The sequence below is a fragment of the Gulosibacter sediminis genome (assembly GCF_030011715.1).
GTDB lineage: Bacteria > Actinomycetota > Actinomycetes > Actinomycetales > Microbacteriaceae > Gulosibacter > Gulosibacter sediminis.
This window is the reverse complement of sequence record NZ_JASCYH010000001.1, coordinates 61,430-76,966: the sequence shown is the minus strand read 5'-3', so window position 1 is coordinate 76,966 and position 15,537 is coordinate 61,430. Positions and strand designations below refer to the sequence as shown.

General features: G+C 66.9%; 13 protein-coding genes and 1 tRNA gene. 4 read left to right on the top strand and 10 right to left on the bottom strand.

What is annotated here, in order from left to right; translation table 11 throughout:
* Window positions 1–11: 11 nt before the first annotated feature.
* On the bottom strand, window positions 12–851 hold the full coding sequence (gene prmC, locus QM019_RS00405; protein ID WP_282851440.1) for a peptide chain release factor N(5)-glutamine methyltransferase: 840 nt from the start codon (window positions 849–851) through the stop codon (window positions 12–14).
* A 145-nt stretch (window positions 852–996) separates the two neighbouring features.
* Between prmC and cysK the strand changes: the two genes are divergently transcribed.
* Both cysK and cysE read left to right on the top strand, forming a co-directional pair.
* Window positions 997–1,935 (top strand): cysteine synthase A, encoded by a 939-nt coding sequence (gene cysK / locus QM019_RS00400; protein WP_282851439.1) that lies wholly within the window; start codon window positions 997–999, stop codon window positions 1,933–1,935.
* 89 nt (window positions 1,936–2,024) lie between these two features.
* A complete protein-coding gene (gene cysE, locus QM019_RS00395) occupies window positions 2,025–2,609 on the top strand; it encodes a serine O-acetyltransferase (RefSeq protein WP_282851438.1) in 585 nt (194 codons plus the stop codon).
* 3 nt (window positions 2,610–2,612) lie between these two features.
* On the opposite strand, the gene prfA is transcribed toward cysE, so the two are convergent.
* From prfA to argS, 7 genes are all read right to left on the bottom strand, one after another.
* The gene (prfA, locus tag QM019_RS00390; RefSeq protein ID WP_125106078.1) at window positions 2,613–3,707 is read right to left on the bottom strand and encodes a peptide chain release factor 1; all 1,095 of its coding nucleotides are present in this window, start codon (window positions 3,705–3,707) and stop codon (window positions 2,613–2,615) included.
* Entirely contained in the window at window positions 3,704–5,644 is a 1,941-nt protein-coding gene (gene rho / locus QM019_RS00385) for a transcription termination factor Rho (RefSeq protein WP_282851437.1), read from the bottom strand. Before rho ends, prfA begins: the two co-directional genes overlap by 4 nt.
* A gap of 129 nt (window positions 5,645–5,773) precedes the next feature.
* Window positions 5,774–6,730, bottom strand: coding sequence for a homoserine kinase (gene thrB / locus QM019_RS00380; RefSeq protein ID WP_282851436.1), 957 nt, complete (start codon window positions 6,728–6,730; stop codon window positions 5,774–5,776).
* Window positions 6,727–8,037, bottom strand: coding sequence for a homoserine dehydrogenase (locus tag QM019_RS00375; protein WP_125106081.1), 1,311 nt, complete (start codon window positions 8,035–8,037; stop codon window positions 6,727–6,729). Before QM019_RS00375 ends, thrB begins: the two co-directional genes overlap by 4 nt.
* Window positions 8,034–9,449 (bottom strand): diaminopimelate decarboxylase, encoded by a 1,416-nt coding sequence (gene lysA, locus QM019_RS00370; protein WP_282851435.1) that lies wholly within the window; start codon window positions 9,447–9,449, stop codon window positions 8,034–8,036. The genes QM019_RS00375 and lysA overlap by 4 nt, the downstream gene beginning before the upstream one ends.
* A gap of 29 nt (window positions 9,450–9,478) precedes the next feature.
* Window positions 9,479–10,234 (bottom strand): LmeA family phospholipid-binding protein, encoded by a 756-nt coding sequence (locus tag QM019_RS00365; protein ID WP_125106083.1) that lies wholly within the window; start codon window positions 10,232–10,234, stop codon window positions 9,479–9,481.
* Window positions 10,235–10,237: 3 nt separating this feature from the next.
* A complete protein-coding gene (gene argS, locus QM019_RS00360; RefSeq protein WP_125106084.1) occupies window positions 10,238–11,902 on the bottom strand; it encodes an arginine--tRNA ligase in 1,665 nt (554 codons plus the stop codon).
* A 57-nt stretch (window positions 11,903–11,959) separates the two neighbouring features.
* Between argS and QM019_RS00355 the strand changes: the two genes are divergently transcribed.
* Window positions 11,960–12,032, top strand: a tRNA-Arg gene (locus tag QM019_RS00355).
* Between the two features lie 22 nt (window positions 12,033–12,054).
* Here the strand turns inward: QM019_RS00355 and QM019_RS00350 are convergent.
* Together QM019_RS00350 and QM019_RS00345 are read right to left on the bottom strand one after the other, a co-directional pair.
* On the bottom strand, window positions 12,055–12,789 hold the full coding sequence (locus QM019_RS00350; RefSeq protein WP_282825914.1) for a gamma-glutamyl-gamma-aminobutyrate hydrolase family protein: 735 nt from the start codon (window positions 12,787–12,789) through the stop codon (window positions 12,055–12,057).
* A 68-nt stretch (window positions 12,790–12,857) separates the two neighbouring features.
* Window positions 12,858–13,175 carry a DivIVA domain-containing protein gene (locus tag QM019_RS00345; protein ID WP_282825912.1) on the bottom strand — a complete coding sequence of 106 codons (318 nt, stop codon included), beginning with the start codon at window positions 13,173–13,175 and terminating at the stop codon, window positions 12,858–12,860.
* Between the two features lie 333 nt (window positions 13,176–13,508).
* On the opposite strand from QM019_RS00345, the gene QM019_RS00340 reads away from it, so the two are divergent.
* A complete protein-coding gene (locus tag QM019_RS00340) occupies window positions 13,509–15,524 on the top strand; it encodes a TPM domain-containing protein (protein WP_282851434.1) in 2,016 nt (671 codons plus the stop codon).
* Window positions 15,525–15,537: the final 13 nt, after the last annotated feature.

Below are 15,537 nucleotides of genomic sequence, written 5' to 3'. Positions count from 1 at the left end.
CGTCGCCCAGTCTAGTCGGGGCGACGTGCGAACGTATGGCGATCCCGTTCGGCGAGGTCTTGAATCGTGAACGAACCGACGAGACCCGCGTCGCCGAACAGCTGCCGTACCGATCCCCCTTGGTCTTCGGTGTGCTCCACGGCCACGAACCCGCCCGGCACGAGTCGCTCGGAGGCGACCTCCGCAATGCGGCGAATCTCGTCGAGCCCGTCCGAGCCCGAGTAGAGCGCGGCCTCTGGGTCGAACAGTCGCACCTCGGGGTCGCGGGGGATCTCGCGCGCCGGAACATATGGCGGGTTCGAGACGAGGGCCGCGAACTCGCCGTCGATGCGGTCGATCGAGGCGCGCCAGTCGCCGAAGCGGGGCACAACCTCGGGTGCGAGTGCGTTGATGTTTCGGCGCAGCCAGGGCCAGGTATAGGGAGAGGACTCGAAGGCAAACACTTCGCGCCCTGCCGCCCGGCGTGCCAGCGTGATCGCAATCGCGCCCGACCCCGAGCCGAGGTCGGCGATGTGGCCCGCGGGCGTGGCACCGAGTTCTTCGGTCACGCGTTCGACGAGCACCTCGGTCTCGGGCCGAGGCACGAACACCCCGGGCCCGACGGCGAGGTCCAACTCGAGAAAGGGCGCCGCACCCGCGAGATGCTGAAGCGGCTCGCGCCGGGCCCTCAGATCGGCGAGCGACAGGACGCGTTCCGCTTCCCTGACCTCGACCGTCTTACCGAGCAGCCGCGCAAGTTCGATGTCGCCGAGCGAACGCCCAAGGCCCACGGAGACGAGCAATGCCGCATCCCGTGCCGTGAGCTGCGATCGCAGCAGCCGGCGGGTCACCATCGCGAGAAGTTCGTCCATGCGCACGCGTCAACTGTAGGCGGCGTACCAAGGTGACGGATCGTGACGCGCTTCCAGGCGTGGCTCACGGAGTGCTGATTGGATAACTGCCGTACGGCCCGCCGGGTTCGATCCCGGCTCCCACACTCTGAGAGGCAGTCTTCACATGGCCAAGATCTACAACGACGTCACCGAAGTGATTGGGGGCACTCCCCTGGTGCGCCTTAACCGCATCAACGACTCCGACGCGAACGTCTACGCGAAGCTCGAGTTCAATAACCCGACCGCGAGCGTAAAGGACCGCCTCGGCTGGGGCATCGTCCGCGCAGCCGAGCGCAGCGGCGCGCTCCAGCCGGGCGGCACCATCATCGAGGGCACCTCGGGCAACACCGGCATCGCGCTTGCGGCGGTCGGCGCCGCGCGCGGCTACAAGGTCGTCATCGCGATGCCCGAGACGATGTCGCTTGAGCGCCGGCAGCTCATGCGAGCGTTCGGTGCCGAGCTCATCCTCACCCCCGGCCCGGAGGGCATGCGCGGCGCAGTTGCCAAGGCGCAGGAGTTGCAGCAGAACACGCCGAACTCGATTCTCGCGAGCCAGTTCGAGAACGAGGCGAACGTCGAGATCCACCGTGAGACCACCGCGGAAGAGGTCTGGAACGACACCGACGGCGACATCGACATCTTCGTTGCCGGCATCGGCACAGGTGGCACTATCACCGGCGTTGGCCAGGTGCTCAAAGAGCGCAAGCCGGAGGTAAAGATCGTCGCCGTTGAGCCGAAGGACTCGCCGCTGCTCACCGAAGGCAAGGCCGGCCCCCACAAAATCCAGGGTCTCGGCGCCAACTTCATCCCCGAGATCCTCGACCAGTCCGTCATCGACGAGGTCATCGACACGACGCTCGAGGACTCGATCGCGACCTCGCGTGAACTCACGCGCTCAGAGGGCCTCTTCTCAGGCATCTCGTCGGGGGCGAATGTCTGGGCCGCACTCCAGGTCGCGCGCCGCCCTGAGAACGCGGGCAAGAACATCGTCGTGATCGTCTGCGACACTGGTGAGCGCTATCTCTCGAGTGTCCTCTTCGACGACCTCCGCGAGAGCAACTAACCAGTCACCGCATCGTGAACGGCGGGGTCGTGCGCAACTGCGCGCGCCCCGCCGCTTGCGTGCCCGACGGATGTGGAAAAATAGCAAGCATGGTTCGACTTCCCGGTGACGAGTTCTTCCGAGGTGTGCGCGAGGACATCACCGCCGCCCTACACGGCGACCCCGCGGCCCGCTCGCGCGCATCCGTTGCGACGATCTACTCGGGGCTGCACGCCGTCTGGGCGTATCGCATCGCGCATCGCTTCTGGGTCACCGGAACCCCGGGCAAGAAGTATTTCGCGCGGGCCATCTCGCAGTTCGCCCGCTTCGCGACGGGCATCGAGATTCACCCGGGTGCAACGATCGGCCACCGCCTATTTATTGACCACGGCATGGGCGTCGTGATCGGCGAGACCGCGGTCGTTGGCGACGACGTGAAGATCTACCACGGCGTCACGCTTGGCGGCGTGTCGAGCAAGCGCATCAAACGCCATCCGACCATCGGTGACCGGGTGATGATCGGCGCCGGTGCGAAGCTGCTCGGCCCGATCGAGATCGGCAGCGACACCAAGATTGGTGCCAACTCCGTCGTGACGCGGTCGGCGCAGCCGGGGTCGGTTCTCACCGGAATCCCCGCCCGCAACCGCCCGCAGTCACGAATCGCCCTGCAAGAAGCAGGCGACTGGGTTATCTAGCGGTTACTCCCCGCCGAGCGCAGCAAGGCGCGCCTCTTCGTCGGCCGTGATGGCCGACTCGATGACCGGGCCAAGCGCCCCACTGAGCACCGCGTCCAAGTTGTACGACTTGTAACCGGTGCGGTGGTCCGCGATGCGGTTCTCGGGGAAGTTGTACGTGCGGATGCGCTCGGAGCGGTCCATCGTACGAATCTGCGAGTGACGAGCATCCGCCTCGGCCGCGGCCTGCTCCTCCTGCTGGCGAGCGAGGAGGCGGGCCTGCAGCACGCGCATTGCGGCCGCGCGGTTCTGGATCTGCGACTTCTCGTTCTGCATCGACACGACGATTCCCGTGGGCACGTGCGTGATGCGCACCGCAGAGTCGGTCGTATTCACCGACTGGCCACCGGGGCCGGACGAACGATAGACGTCGATCTTGAGGTCGTTCTGGTCAATTTGCACCTCTTCGGGCTCATCTACCTCGGGGAAGACGAGCACACCGGTCGTCGAGGTGTGGATGCGCCCCTGTGATTCAGTCGCGGGCACGCGCTGCACGCGGTGCACACCACCCTCATACTTGAGCGACGCCCACACGCCCTCGGCGGGGTCGTTCGACGACGACTTGATCGCCACCTGAACGTCCTTGTAGCCGCCAAGGTCACTCGTGGTGGAGTCGAGTATCTCGACCTTCCACCCCCGTTGCTCGGCGTAGTGGCTGTACATGCGCAGGAGGTCGGCCGCGAACAGCGCCGATTCCTCGCCGCCCTCGCCGCCCTTGATCTCCATAATCACGTCGCGGCCGTCGTCGGGGTCGCGAGGGATAAGCAGACGGCGCAGCTTCTCGGATTGCTCGGCAACGCGGGCGCGAGTCGTCTCGGCCTCCTCGGCGAACAGCTCGTCTTCCTTCGCGAGTTCGACCGCGGCCTCAAGGTCGCCCTCGAGGGCCGCAAGCTTGTCGTCGGCGGCGATGATCTGCGAGAGCTCCGCGTAGCGGCGGTTGACCTTCTTGGCGCGCGCCGGGTTCGAGTGCAGCTCCGGCTCAGCGAGCTGGTTCTGCAAATCGGTGTGCTCGGCGCGTAAGGTCGCGAGCGACTCCGCGAATTCGTCCCGGCGGCTCATCGGCCCGTCACCGGGCTGATCGGGTTGGCGCGCACCGACGCGAGGAATTCCTCGTTCGTCGTCGTCTGGCTGATGCGTTCGAGCACGGCCTCGAGCGACACCTGTGCGTCGCCGCCGAGGGCACGGCGAATCGCCCAGGTCGCCTCGAGCTCGTCAGCGTCGAGCAGCTGGTCCTCGTGCAGGGTTGAGGACTGCTGGATGTCGAGGGCCGGGAAGATGCGCTTGTTCGCGATCTCGCGCGACAGGCGAAGCTCCATGTTACCGGTGCCGGCGAACTCCTCGAGGATCACCTCGTCGGTGCGCGAACCGGTCTCGACCATTGCCGTGGCGAGGATCGTGAGCGAGCCACCATTCTCGACGTTGCGGGCAGCGCCGAAGAAGCGCTTCGGCGGGTAGAGCGCGGATGCGTCAACGCCGCCGGCAATGATGCGGCCGGTTGCTGGCGCGGTCAGGTTGTAGGCGCGACCGAGCTGCGTGATCGAATCGAGCAACACCACGACATCGAGCCCGAGTTCGACAAGACGCTTCGCGCGTTCGATCGCGAGCTCGGCGATCGTGGTGTGGTTCTCGGCCGGCATATCGAACGTCGACGAGATGACCTCGCCGTGAATCGTGCGCTCGAGGCGGGTGACCTCTTCGGGTCGCTCGTCGACGAGCACGAGCATGAGGTGTGTGTCGGGGCTGTTCTGGGCAATGGCGTTCGCGATGCGCTCAAGCATGATCGATTTGCCCGACTTCGGCGGGGCGACGATCAGCCCACGGGTACCCTTGCCGATCGGCGCAAACAGGTCGATCATGCGCTGCGCGGCGTGGCCGCCCGGCGTCTCGAGCGTGATCCGTTCCATCGGGTAGAGCGCGGTCAGCTTCTCGAATTCGGCGCGCTCGCGGGCCGGGTCGGGCTGCTCGCCGTTCACCGTGTCGATTTTGACGAGCGCGTTGTACTTCTGGCGCCCCGACTGGTACTCCCCCTCGCGCGGCTGACGGATCGCGCCAACGATGGCGTCGCCCTTGCGGAGGTTGTACTTCTTCACCTGGCCGAGCGAGACATAGACGTCGTTGCTGCCGGCAAGGTAGCCGCTCGTGCGCACGAAGGCGTAGTTGTCGAGCACGTCGAGGATGCCCGCGATCGGCAGCAGCACGTCGTCAGGTGCGATCTCGGGGTCGACATCATCGCGGTTGCGCTTGCGTTTGCGGTCGGCGTTGGTGCTGCCGCCCTGGTTGTTCTGGCCAGACTGGTTGCTCTTCGCGTTCTGGCCGGACTCATTGTTGCCGGGCTGACGACCCGACTCCTGCTTCGCGTCGTCGCCCTGCCGTCCGTTGCGGTTGCGGTTGCGGTTGCGCTTGCGCCCGTGGCTCTCGTTCTGCTGCTCGTCGTCGGCCGAATCGGCCTCGTCCTCGCGCGCGGGCGGCAGGACGATGTCGTCCAGAGTGAGCGGCGAGTCGCTCTTGGCGGCGCCGTCGTTGGCCTGTGCCTTGCGTGCGCTCTGCTTCGGCTCTGCCTGCTGGGCCTCACCCGAGCTGCTGGCGCGGCGATTGCGCCGACCGCGGCCCTCAGCGGGCTTGGTCTGCTCGGCCGCGGCCGGCGCCGGCGACTCGGTGCTGGCGTCGGCCTCGAGTGCGTCCTCGGCAGACGGGCCGGCCTCAGCCACTTCGATGGACTCGGCCTCGGGTGCCTCGGGTGCCTCGGCGGCAGGAGCTTCGGCCTGAACAGCCTCGGGCTCGGCGTTCGCCTCGGTTGCCGGTGCCGCAGCGGCCTCGGCGGGCTGCGCCGGCGCGGCGGTCGCGCCCGCCTGCGCCTGCTGGATCGCGTCGATCAGCACGCTCTTGCGCATGCGTGCGGCGCCCTTGATTCCGTGCTGGGCCGCCAGGGCCTGCAGGTCGGCGACACGCATCTGTTCGAGCGAGCGCGACTCGTTCGGAGTCGTGGAATCGGTCATGAAGTTCTTTTCCTTGCGGTGACGCACCCCGCGCGTATGCGGGGCGCTGGGAAATCGACGCTGGCGAGAAACCTCACCGGTCGGGAGAAATGGCGAAGCGGGATGCCGATCGCGAGAAGTGCGACCGAGCTAACCGAGCGGCGCTGATGTCGCCTGGCCCGCAGCCGCACCAACTGTAGCACCCTGAACGTCAACGGCGGTCATGAGCGCGCGCCATGTCGTGTCAGTACGAGCGGCGGCAATTTCGGCTGCTCGAAGGCGTGCACCCGGGTCATCACAGAGCACGAGCACGCTTGGCCCGGCACCCGAGACTACCGCGGCCAGCCCCTGTTCGCGCAGCGCGTCGATGAGCGCCTTCGTCTTCGGCATTGCCGCGGCGCGGTACGTCTGGTGCAGGCGGTCCTCGGTGGCGTCGAAGAGCAGTTCGGGACTTTGAATCATCGCGGCGACCATGAGAGCCGAGCGCGAGAGGTTAAAAATCGCATCGGCGTGCGGCACGTGCTCGGGCTGAAGCGAGCGTGCGACCTTGGTCGACATCGTCTCGTCGGGCACCAGCACCAGCACTGAGACACCGCGATGCACCGCGAGCTGCTTCGAATGCGCCTGCTCGTCGGCGTCCATCCAGGCAATCGTCAGCCCGCCGAACAGGCAAGGAGCGACGTTGTCGGGGTGCCCCTCAAGGTCGGTCGCGAGCCAGAGCATTTCCTCGGCGGTCACGGTGCGCTGATCGGAGATGAGGCCGGATGCGGCGAGCACGCCCGAGACAATGGCCGCCCCCGAGGAACCGAGTCCGCGGCCGTGGGGAATCGAGTTCACCGCACGCAGTCGGATGCCCGGCATATCGAAGCCGAGCCTCTCGAACGTGTGCTGCATCGCGCGAATCACGAGGTGACGTTCGTCGCGAGGGACCGCTTCCGCACCGACGCCCGAGAGTTCAAACTCGTAGCGCCCGGGCGCGAGCGCCTCGACCTCAAGCTCGTCGTAGACCGCGAGTGCCAGGCCGAGGGTGTCAAAGCCCGGGCCAAGGTTGGCACTCGTGGCGGGAACTCGTACGTGGGCCCTCGCGCCCTCCGTCACGCGGCTCACTCGGCGCCTCCTTCGACGCGAAGTACACCGGCAATGCGCGTCACGACATCGAGCTCACCCAGCGACTCCACGAGGCGCTGCAGTGCGCCGTCGGTGGCGAGGTGCGTCACAATGACGATCGTCGCAGCGTGATCGTCTTCAGTGCGCGCCTGCTCGAGCGTCGACACCGAGACGTGGTGTTCAGCGAACGTGCGTGCGACTTCGGCGAGCACGCCGGGCGCATCCGTCACGCCGAGGGCGATGTGGTAGCGAGTGCGGATCTCGCCCGAGTCGAGCACGGTGAGGTTCGCATCCATCGACTCGCCGAGGCCGGGGCCCCCGAGCACGTGCCGGCGAGCGGCCGAGACGAGGTCACCCAGCACCGCGGATGCGGTCTGGATGCCGCCGGCGCCCGCACCGTAAAACATGAGCGGGCCGGCCGCCGCGGCCTCGACGAACACGGCGTTGTTGCCACCGTGCACCGAGGCGAGCGGATGCGCCTCGGGAACGAGCGCGGGGTACACGCGGGCAGAAATCGCCTCGGCGCCGTCGGCACCGGGCACCCGCTCGCAGATCGCGAGCAACTTGACGACGAACCCGGCGCGCTTCGCATCCTCGATCTGTTCGATCGTGACCTGCGTGATGCCCTCCCGGTGCACCTGCTCGAGTGGCACCTCGGTGTGGAACGCGATCGACGCGAGAATCGCCGCCTTCTGCTGGGCGTCGTAGCCCTCAATATCGGCGGTCGGGTCGGCCTCGGCGTAGCCGAGCTCCGTCGCGATGCGCAGCGACTCCTCGAACGTGTCACCCTTCGAATACATGCGGTCGAGAATGTAGTTGGTCGTGCCATTGACGATGCCGAGGATGCGCTCGATGCGGTCGCCCGCGAGGTTCTCGCGCAGCGGGCGGATGATCGGGATCGCGCCAGCGACGGCCGCCTCGTAGTGCAGCTGAGCACCCACACGTTCTGCGATGCCGAAGAGCTCGGGGCCGTGGCTCGCGAGCAGCGCCTTATTTGCGGTCACGACGTCGGCGCCGGACTCGAGCGCCTGGGTGATGAGCTCGCGTGCGGGCGAGATGCCGCCCATGAGCTCGATCACGAAGTCGGCCTGAAGAATGAGGTTCTCGGCGTCCGTGGTCAGCAGTTCGCGCGGGAGCTCAACGTCGCGCTTCGAATCAAGATTGCGCACGGCAATCCCGACGAGCTCGATTTTCGCGCCGGCACGGCGTGAAAACTCCTCGCCGTCCTCCAGCAGAAGTCGGGCCACCTGGCTCCCAACGGAACCGGCTCCGAGGAGCGCGACTTTCACGGTGCGCTGTTCGTTCACGAGCTCGCCTTTCCATTCCATGCGGCGTCGTAGGCCAGCAGGTCATCGATGGTCACACGCCGCACGAGAACTCGCGCGACTCCGTCGCGCACCGCGGCAATTGCCGGGCGCTCCAGATAGTTGTAGTTGCTCGCCATTGACCAGCCGTAGGCGCCGGTCGCGGGCACGGCGAGCAGATCCCCCGCGGTGACATCACCGGGAAGGTAATCATGGTTCACCACGATATCGCCGGACTCGCAGTGCTTGCCCACGACGCGCACGAGACGCGGTTGCGCGTCCGAAACCCGATTCGCGAGTCGCACGCAGTAGTCGGCACCGTAGAGGGCGGGGCGGATGTTGTCGCTCATGCCACCATCGACCGCGATGTACTCGCGCTCGCCGCCGGACTCCCCCGGCACCGTGACGATCTTCGTCGAACCGACGGTGTACAACGTCACGCCCGACGGACCTACGATGGACCTACCGGGTTCGAATACGAACCGGGGCAGGCTGCTCCCAGTCTCGTCGCAGACGCGCTCAACTTCGGCCGCAATCCCGCGGGCGAGCTCGCGCACGTCGGGCGCCTGGTCGCTCGGCAGGTAGTTGATGCCGAACCCGCCGCCGAGGTTCACCTCGGGCACCGGGCCGTCGGCGAGTAGCTGCGCGCGCAGGAGCATGAGCCGGCTGGCCGCGGCGCCGAAGCCCTCGGACTCGTAAATCGACGAACCGATGTGCGAGTGCAGGCCGAGGATTTCGAGCGACTCGCTCGCGCGGATGCGCGTCACGGCGTCAATCGCCGCCTCGCGCGTCAGGCCAAACTTCTGGTCTTCGTGACTCGTCGCGAGGTAATCATGCGTCGAGGCGTGAATGCCGACGTTGATGCGCACCATGACGGGCTGGATGCGGCCCAACCGGGCTGCGACCTCGGCGAGCAGCGCAACCTCGCCCATCGAGTCGATGATGATGCAGCCGACGCCAGCGCCGACCGCGCGCTCGAGCTCGGCGCGCGACTTGTTGTTGCCGTGCATCCCGATCTTGGCCGGGTCGACGCCCGCCGCCAGCGCGACCTCGAGCTCGCCGCCGCTTGCGACGTCGAGGCCCAGACCGGCCTCCGCCATCCACCGAGCAATATCGATGGTCACCAGCGCCTTGCTCGCATAGTGGAGTTCGACCTCGGCGCCAATGGCGCCAAACGCGTCGGTGAATGCGCCGAGCGTGTGGGCGGCGCGACCTCGCGCATCCTGCTCGTCGATGACATAGAGCGGCGAGCCATGCGCCGCCAGCAGCTGGGCCGCGGAGACGCCGCCGAGTTCGAGCTCGCCAGAATCGGTGCGACGCGCTGTGACGGGCCAAACCCCGTCGTCAAGCGTTGCGGTGTCGCTGGGCAGCTCGAGCCAGTCGGGCGCGAGCGGTGCGTTCTCGGAGGCGTGCATCCTCGTCATCCTACTTGGGGGGCCAATGGTCAGGTGCAGCTGCCGAGCTCGGCGAACGCGGTGTCGTCGAGCGGAATGGCGCTCGTGCTGCGGAAGCTGATGTCGACGTGCTGTGCCGAGGGCTGCACGCTCGTGAGTTGCACCTCGGCAGGGAGGTGTTCGGCCAGGCACATTTCGAAGCTGAAGCGATCGGCATCGAGCTCGACCTGCGCCGAGCCGAGGCCCGAAGTGATCGAGACCTCCTCGGCCACGACGCGCAGGCGACCACCGCTGCGGGGTTCGAGATTGGCGACGACCGAGAGCCCGACTGTCTCGCCAAATACCTCGACCTCGGTGCCGTAGGAGATGCCGTCGTCGCGCAGTTCGATTGAGTGAATCTCGATGCCCGACTGCGCCGCCACCTCCTGCAGCAGTGCATTGAGTTCGTCTTCGTCGATGCCAATCGAGCCGTTCAGGCTGCCCACCGTGATCGGCGAGCCGAGCTTCACGTCGTGCGCGTCGACACTCGCGGCCCCGGTCACGTCGCCAAACGTCACGTCGTCGCTCGTTACGTGGATGCCCGAGAGCGAACCGCCAAGTAACTCGCACGTGATGCACGTGCCGGTCGCGGCCGCGCTGACGTCAGCCGAGAGCCCGTCGGGCAGTCGTTGCTCAACCTCCTGCGCCGTGATGCGGCCGACGAGCACCCGAGCGACGATCTCGACCACGACGAGCAGCACCACCACGGCGATCACGATGATCGCCGCGATGATGCCGGGTCGGGTGCGGCGACGCGCTGCTGCCATCGGCTACATGCGCTCCGGCGCGGTCACGCCGAGCAGCTCAAGCCCGGTCCGCAGCACCTGCGAGGCCGCCTGATTGAGCACGAAGCGGCTGTGGTGCAGCGCCTCAACCTCGCCGTCGCCCTGCGGCAGCACGCGGGTCTGGTCGTACCAGCGGTTGTAGCGCGCGGCCAGGTCTTCGAGGTAGCGGGCCACACGGTGCGGCTCGCGTTCGAGCGCCGCAAACTCAACGATGCGGGGGAACTCGCGCAGCTGGCCGAGCAGCTCGTTCTCGCTCGCGTGCGCGAGCAGCGCTGGGTCGAAGCCGCTGCCGTCGATACCCACCGCCTCGGCGTTGCGCGCGACGGCGCGGGTGCGCGCGTGGGCGTACTGCACGTAGTAGACGGGGTTGTCGTTCGTGCGGCTCACGAGCAGGTCGAGGTCGATGTCCATCGACGAATTCGTCGAACCACGCACGAGGGCGTAGCGTGCAGCGTCGACACCGACCGCATCCACCAGGTCGTCGAGCGTGACGATCGTGCCCGCACGCTTCGACATGCGCACCGGCTGGCCGTCCTTCACCAGATTGACCATCTGGCCGATGAGCACCTGCAGGTTCACGTTGGGGGTGTCGCCGAATGCCGACACCATCGCCATGAGGCGACCGATGTAGCCGTGGTGGTCGGCACCGAGCAGCATGATGCACTCGTCAAAGCCGCGCTCGCGCTTGTTCAGGTAGTAACCGATGTCGCCCGCGAAATAGGTGGGCTCGCCGTTCGACCGGATGATCACGCGGTCCTTATCGTCACCGAAGTCGGTCGAGCGAAGCCACGTCGCGCCGTCCTCGACGAACACCTCGCCGCGCTCCTTGAGTCGTTCGACCGCGAGGGCGACCGAGCCGTCCTCGTGCACCGAGTCCTCGTGGAAGAAGACGTCGAAGACCACGCGGAAGTCCTCGAGCTTTTGCTTGATCTCGCCGAACATGCGCTCGACGCCGCGGCTTCGGAAGAACTCCTGCTGCGCCTCACGCGACTCGGCGGCAGCCAGCTCGTCGGCGAACTCGTCGGCGACCGCGGCGGCGATCTCGGCGATGTACGCCCCGCCATAGCCGTCGTCGGGCGTTGCCTCGCCGAGGTGCGCGGCGAGCAGTGACTTGGCGAAGCGGTCAATCTGCGCGCCGTGGTCGTTGAAGTAGTACTCGCGGGTCACCTGTGCACCGGCCGCAATGAGCACGCGGGCGAGCGAGTCGCCGACGGCGGCCCAGCGGGCACCACCGAGGTGGATGGGGCCGGTCGGGTTCGCCGACACAAACTCAAGGTTGATGTTGTGACCGGCGAGCGCGGCTGATGTGCCGTAGGAGCCTGCCGCCTCGACGATCTTGAGCGCGAGCGCACCCGCGGCCGCCTCGTCGAGCGTGATGTTGATGAAGCCGGGGCCAGCAACCTCGACGCGCTTGACGCTCGGGTCACCCTCGAGCCCCTCCGCGATCTCCTGCGCGAGCTGGCGGGGATTCGTGCCCACGCGCTTCGCGTAGCGCATCGCAATATTCGAGGCCCAGTCGCCGTGCTCGCGATTACGCGGACGCTCGAGCTTCAGGTCATCGTCGCTGAGCTCAACGGCACCGGCATCGTGACGGGAAAGCGCTGCGGTCGTGGCGGCAGCAAGGACGTGCGAAAGGTTCTGGTCAGTCATCACGCTCAATCGTACGCAAGTTGCGTGCCCGGTTGCTGCTACGCTTGTCGCTTGTTCGCCTCCGTAGCTCAGTGGATAGAGCGCCGGTTTCCGGTACCGTAGGTCGCAGGTTCGACTCCTGTCGGGGGCACTCAGTTGTCACTAGCGAACCCTCACGCGCGTTCGCGAACCTCGGCTCGCAGCCCGGTCAAGAGGGCGGGCAGTTGCGAGGGCTCGCTCGACTCCGATTCTGGGTGCCACTGCACCGCGAAGACCGGCGCGCTCACGTGCTCGAGACCCTCCGGGGTGCCGTCCTCGGCGTGCGCGCTGACGCGCAGTCCCTGGCCCGGCTCCGCCACGACTTGGTGGTGCGCCGACTCCACCGCCTCGAGATGCTCCCCCAGGTACTGTGCAAGCCGCGAGCCCGCATCGATGTCGACCGGGTGCCGGATGAAGTCGCCGTCGCGCGGCGGAAGGTAGCGGTGCGCATCCGAGTTCTCGAGGTGCTGCACGAGCGTGCCGCCGCAGGCGACGTTGAGCAGCTGCAGACCGCGGCAGATCCCGAGCAGGGGGATGCCGTCGCTGATCGCGCGACGGATGAGCTCGCAGCTGCGCTCATCCGCCTCGCGCAGGTGCGTGCCCGATTCGGGGTAGTCGGTGTCCATGCCGTAGAGGCTCGGCGTCACGTCTTCGCCGCCCATGACGACGATCGCATCGGCGCGCTCATACGCAGCCTCGACCTCCTCGGCGGTGGCGTCACCGATCGCGAGCCGCTCGGGCGTCAGCTGCGCCGCCTCGCTCACGCGCGCGACCTGCTGGCTGAGGGGTTCGAGCTGGCCGGTGAAGCGCGTGTCCGCGCGCAGCATGGTCGCGTCGACGATGAGGACGCGTGGGGAAAGAAGTGACATGGCCACCGTTATAGCAGTCGGCAGGCGCCTTCTGCGTCACGGTGGCCATGTCGGGTTGTGGAGCGTGATTAGTCTCGCGGTTCGGGGGCTTCCAGGTTTTGGAACGCCGATGCGAGTCGGTCGAGGAAGTCGTCCACATCGTGCTGGTCGTACCCCTCGCTGAGGTGCGTGGGGGTGAACCGAACGTTGTTGACGAACTGCGAGGTGATCGGCGGATGCTCGAGACCGACATCGCTGGTGCGGATGTCGCTGTGCACGGTGCCAGACTCATAGATTTTGAGCGTGGCGGCCGCCCGGTCGATGAATGTGTCTACTTCTCGCTGGTCGTACCCGTAGGAGTACTTGGTTGAACGGAACTGTTGATTCAGTAATTCATCACTGCGCATATTTATTTCTCCGAGATAGTCATTTCCATCTCGCCACCAGATATTAGCCCGGGGCCTACGGCGTGACTAGCCACACGCAGGGGTACACCAATTGTTCACCTCGTCGCGTCGCCGCGCTGGCTCGGCTGAGGGGTTCAGATAGATCCCCGCATCGTGCCCTAGTTTCGGTAGGGACTACGTTCGATTCCTCTCGAATCCCCCGGTTCGATGAGGCTCGACATCTGGAGGGACTGGATGCTCACACTCCGCCGTACCGCTGCGCTGTTGCTGTCGCTGTTCTTGGCGAGTTGCCTCGCGCTTCTCCCCGCGCAGGGCGCATCGGCGGAGGAGCCGATGGAACTGACTGGGCTCGTCACCGACACGACGAACACCCTCTCGAACAGCGACATCTCTGAGATCGAAGACGCTTCGGCGAGCCTCGAGTCCGCCACGGGCAGCAGCCTCTACGTGGTCATCGTCAGCACCTTTGAGAACCCAAACGTCGGCAATGACTGGGCGAGCGCGGTCGCCCTCGACAGCCAGCTCGGCATCAACGACATCGTTCTCTACATCGGCACTGACGCAGGCGAGTACGGGCTCAACGTCGACCAGAGCCTCTCGCTGTCAAGCGCCGATCGCGAGTCGATTCAGAACGACATCCTGCCGCTCGTGAACCAGCGCGACTTCGTCGGTGCCGCGGTGCAGGCGGCGAGCGAACTCGAGCAGGCACTGAACGGCTCGTACTCCGGCGGGTCCGGGAGCTCGGGCAGCGACACCTCCGGTGCCACGAGCACGAGCAGCGAGAACTCAAACGTCTTCACGATCGTGCTCGGCGTGCTCGTGCTGGTGGTGCTCATCGTCGTCGCGATCGTGTTCCTCAACGGCCGCCGCAAGCGTCAAAAACAACTTCGCGAGGCCGAACAGAAGCAGGCCGCCGAACTCGAGGCGCGCCGGCAGCAGGCGTCAATCCAGCTTGTGCGGATGGACAACCTGATCAAGTCGTCCGACGAGGAGGTCGCCTTTGCGAGCGCCGAGTTCGGCTCTGACGAAGTGAAGGTGTATCAAAACGAGCTCGGCATGGCGAAGAAGGCGTCGAAGGAGGCCTTCGAACTCCAAGGCAAGCTGCTTGACCATATCCCCGATGCTCCCGAGGACCGCGAGGCGTGGATCGAGCGCATCCTGACCATCACCGACACCGCGACCAAGCGACTCGGCGACCAGGCCAGCCACTTCCAGGAGCTCCGCGTGCGGCAGAACGACGCACCGAAGCTGCTCGTCGCTCTGCGCCAGCGTGCGGAGGCCGCCCGGCCGCGCCTCGCCGAGATTTCGGGCTGGTTCGACGGCTTGGATGCGCACTACGACCAGTCGGCGCGCGACCGCATCGGCGCGGACATCGGCCAGGCTGGTCAGTTGCTCGATCTCGCCGACGATGAGATCGAGGGGGCCACCGCATCCGCCGAGGCCGGCAATGCCGGCGCCGCGATCGTCGATATCACCGACGCCGAGAACGCATTCGCGCAGTTCGACGGGCTCGTGAAGGGCCTCACGGCCACGCGCGAGCTGTTTGAACGAGCACCCCGCCAGATCGCCGACGAGGCCGCCCAGCTCAAGCGCACGCTCGCGCAGGTTGAAGACCATACCGGCACCGCGTCGGTCACGCCGTCGGCGACTACGACCGAAACAGTCACCGAGGCACGCAAGCTGCTCGCCGACATCGACCAGGCTGCGGGCCGATTCACCGACCCGGCGGGCACGATCGAGCGGCTCCACGCGGTGGCGGGTCGCCTCGACGACGCACTCGGCGGCCTGCTCGACGCGAAGGAGCGCGTTGATCACGCGCGCGCCCGGCTGCCCGAAGCGCTGCGCAACGCGAGCGCGGAAATCAGCGCCGCAGCGCAGTTCATCAACTCGAAGCGCGGCGCCGTGTCCTCCGGGCCCCGCACCCGCCTCGACCAGGCCGAGTCTCAGCTCGCCCGCGCCGAGGCCCTCCGCAACGATGATCCGGTGCAGGCGCTGCAGCTCGCGAACGATGCCGATCACCTCGCCCGCACCGCGCTCTCCACCGGCAAGCAAGAGGTCGACAACACGTACTCGTTCAGCTCGTGGGACTCGACGAGCCATGCAGGCTACGGGCGACACCGCAACTCCTACAGCGGTGGCGGTGACCAGTTCCTTTCGAGCATGGGCGGGGCAATCCTCGGCGGCATCATCAGCGGCATCTTGAGCGACTCGGGCTCGTCGCGGCGCCACGACAACGACTGGAGCGGCTTTGGCGGCTTTGGTGGTTTCGGCGGCGGCGGAGGCGGCGGCGGTTTCTCGGGCGGAGGCGGCAGCCGAGGCGGCTTCGGCGGGGGCGGCGGAACCCGCTAATCGCCGCTATCAG

What these genes read in the sequence shown, in the direction of transcription:
- prmC (WP_282851440.1), bottom strand. Translation starts at nt 851, where the DNA reads ATGGACGAACTTCTCGCGATGGTGACCCGCCGGCTGCTGCGATCGCAG.
- cysK (WP_282851439.1), top strand. Translation starts at nt 997, where the DNA reads ATGGCCAAGATCTACAACGACGTCACCGAAGTGATTGGGGGCACTCCC.
- cysE (WP_282851438.1), top strand. Translation starts at nt 2,025, where the DNA reads ATGGTTCGACTTCCCGGTGACGAGTTCTTCCGAGGTGTGCGCGAGGAC.
- prfA (WP_125106078.1), bottom strand. Translation starts at nt 3,707, where the DNA reads ATGAGCCGCCGGGACGAATTCGCGGAGTCGCTCGCGACCTTACGCGCC.
- rho (WP_282851437.1), bottom strand. Translation starts at nt 5,644, where the DNA reads ATGACCGATTCCACGACTCCGAACGAGTCGCGCTCGCTCGAACAGATG.
- lysA (WP_282851435.1), bottom strand. Translation starts at nt 9,449, where the DNA reads ATGCACGCCTCCGAGAACGCACCGCTCGCGCCCGACTGGCTCGAGCTG.
- QM019_RS00365 (WP_125106083.1), bottom strand. Translation starts at nt 10,234, where the DNA reads ATGGCAGCAGCGCGTCGCCGCACCCGACCCGGCATCATCGCGGCGATC.
- argS (WP_125106084.1), bottom strand. Translation starts at nt 11,902, where the DNA reads ATGACTGACCAGAACCTTTCGCACGTCCTTGCTGCCGCCACGACCGCA.
- QM019_RS00350 (WP_282825914.1), bottom strand. Translation starts at nt 12,789, where the DNA reads ATGTCACTTCTTTCCCCACGCGTCCTCATCGTCGACGCGACCATGCTG.
- QM019_RS00345 (WP_282825912.1), bottom strand. Translation starts at nt 13,175, where the DNA reads ATGCGCAGTGATGAATTACTGAATCAACAGTTCCGTTCAACCAAGTAC.
- QM019_RS00340 (WP_282851434.1), top strand. Translation starts at nt 13,509, where the DNA reads ATGGAACTGACTGGGCTCGTCACCGACACGACGAACACCCTCTCGAAC.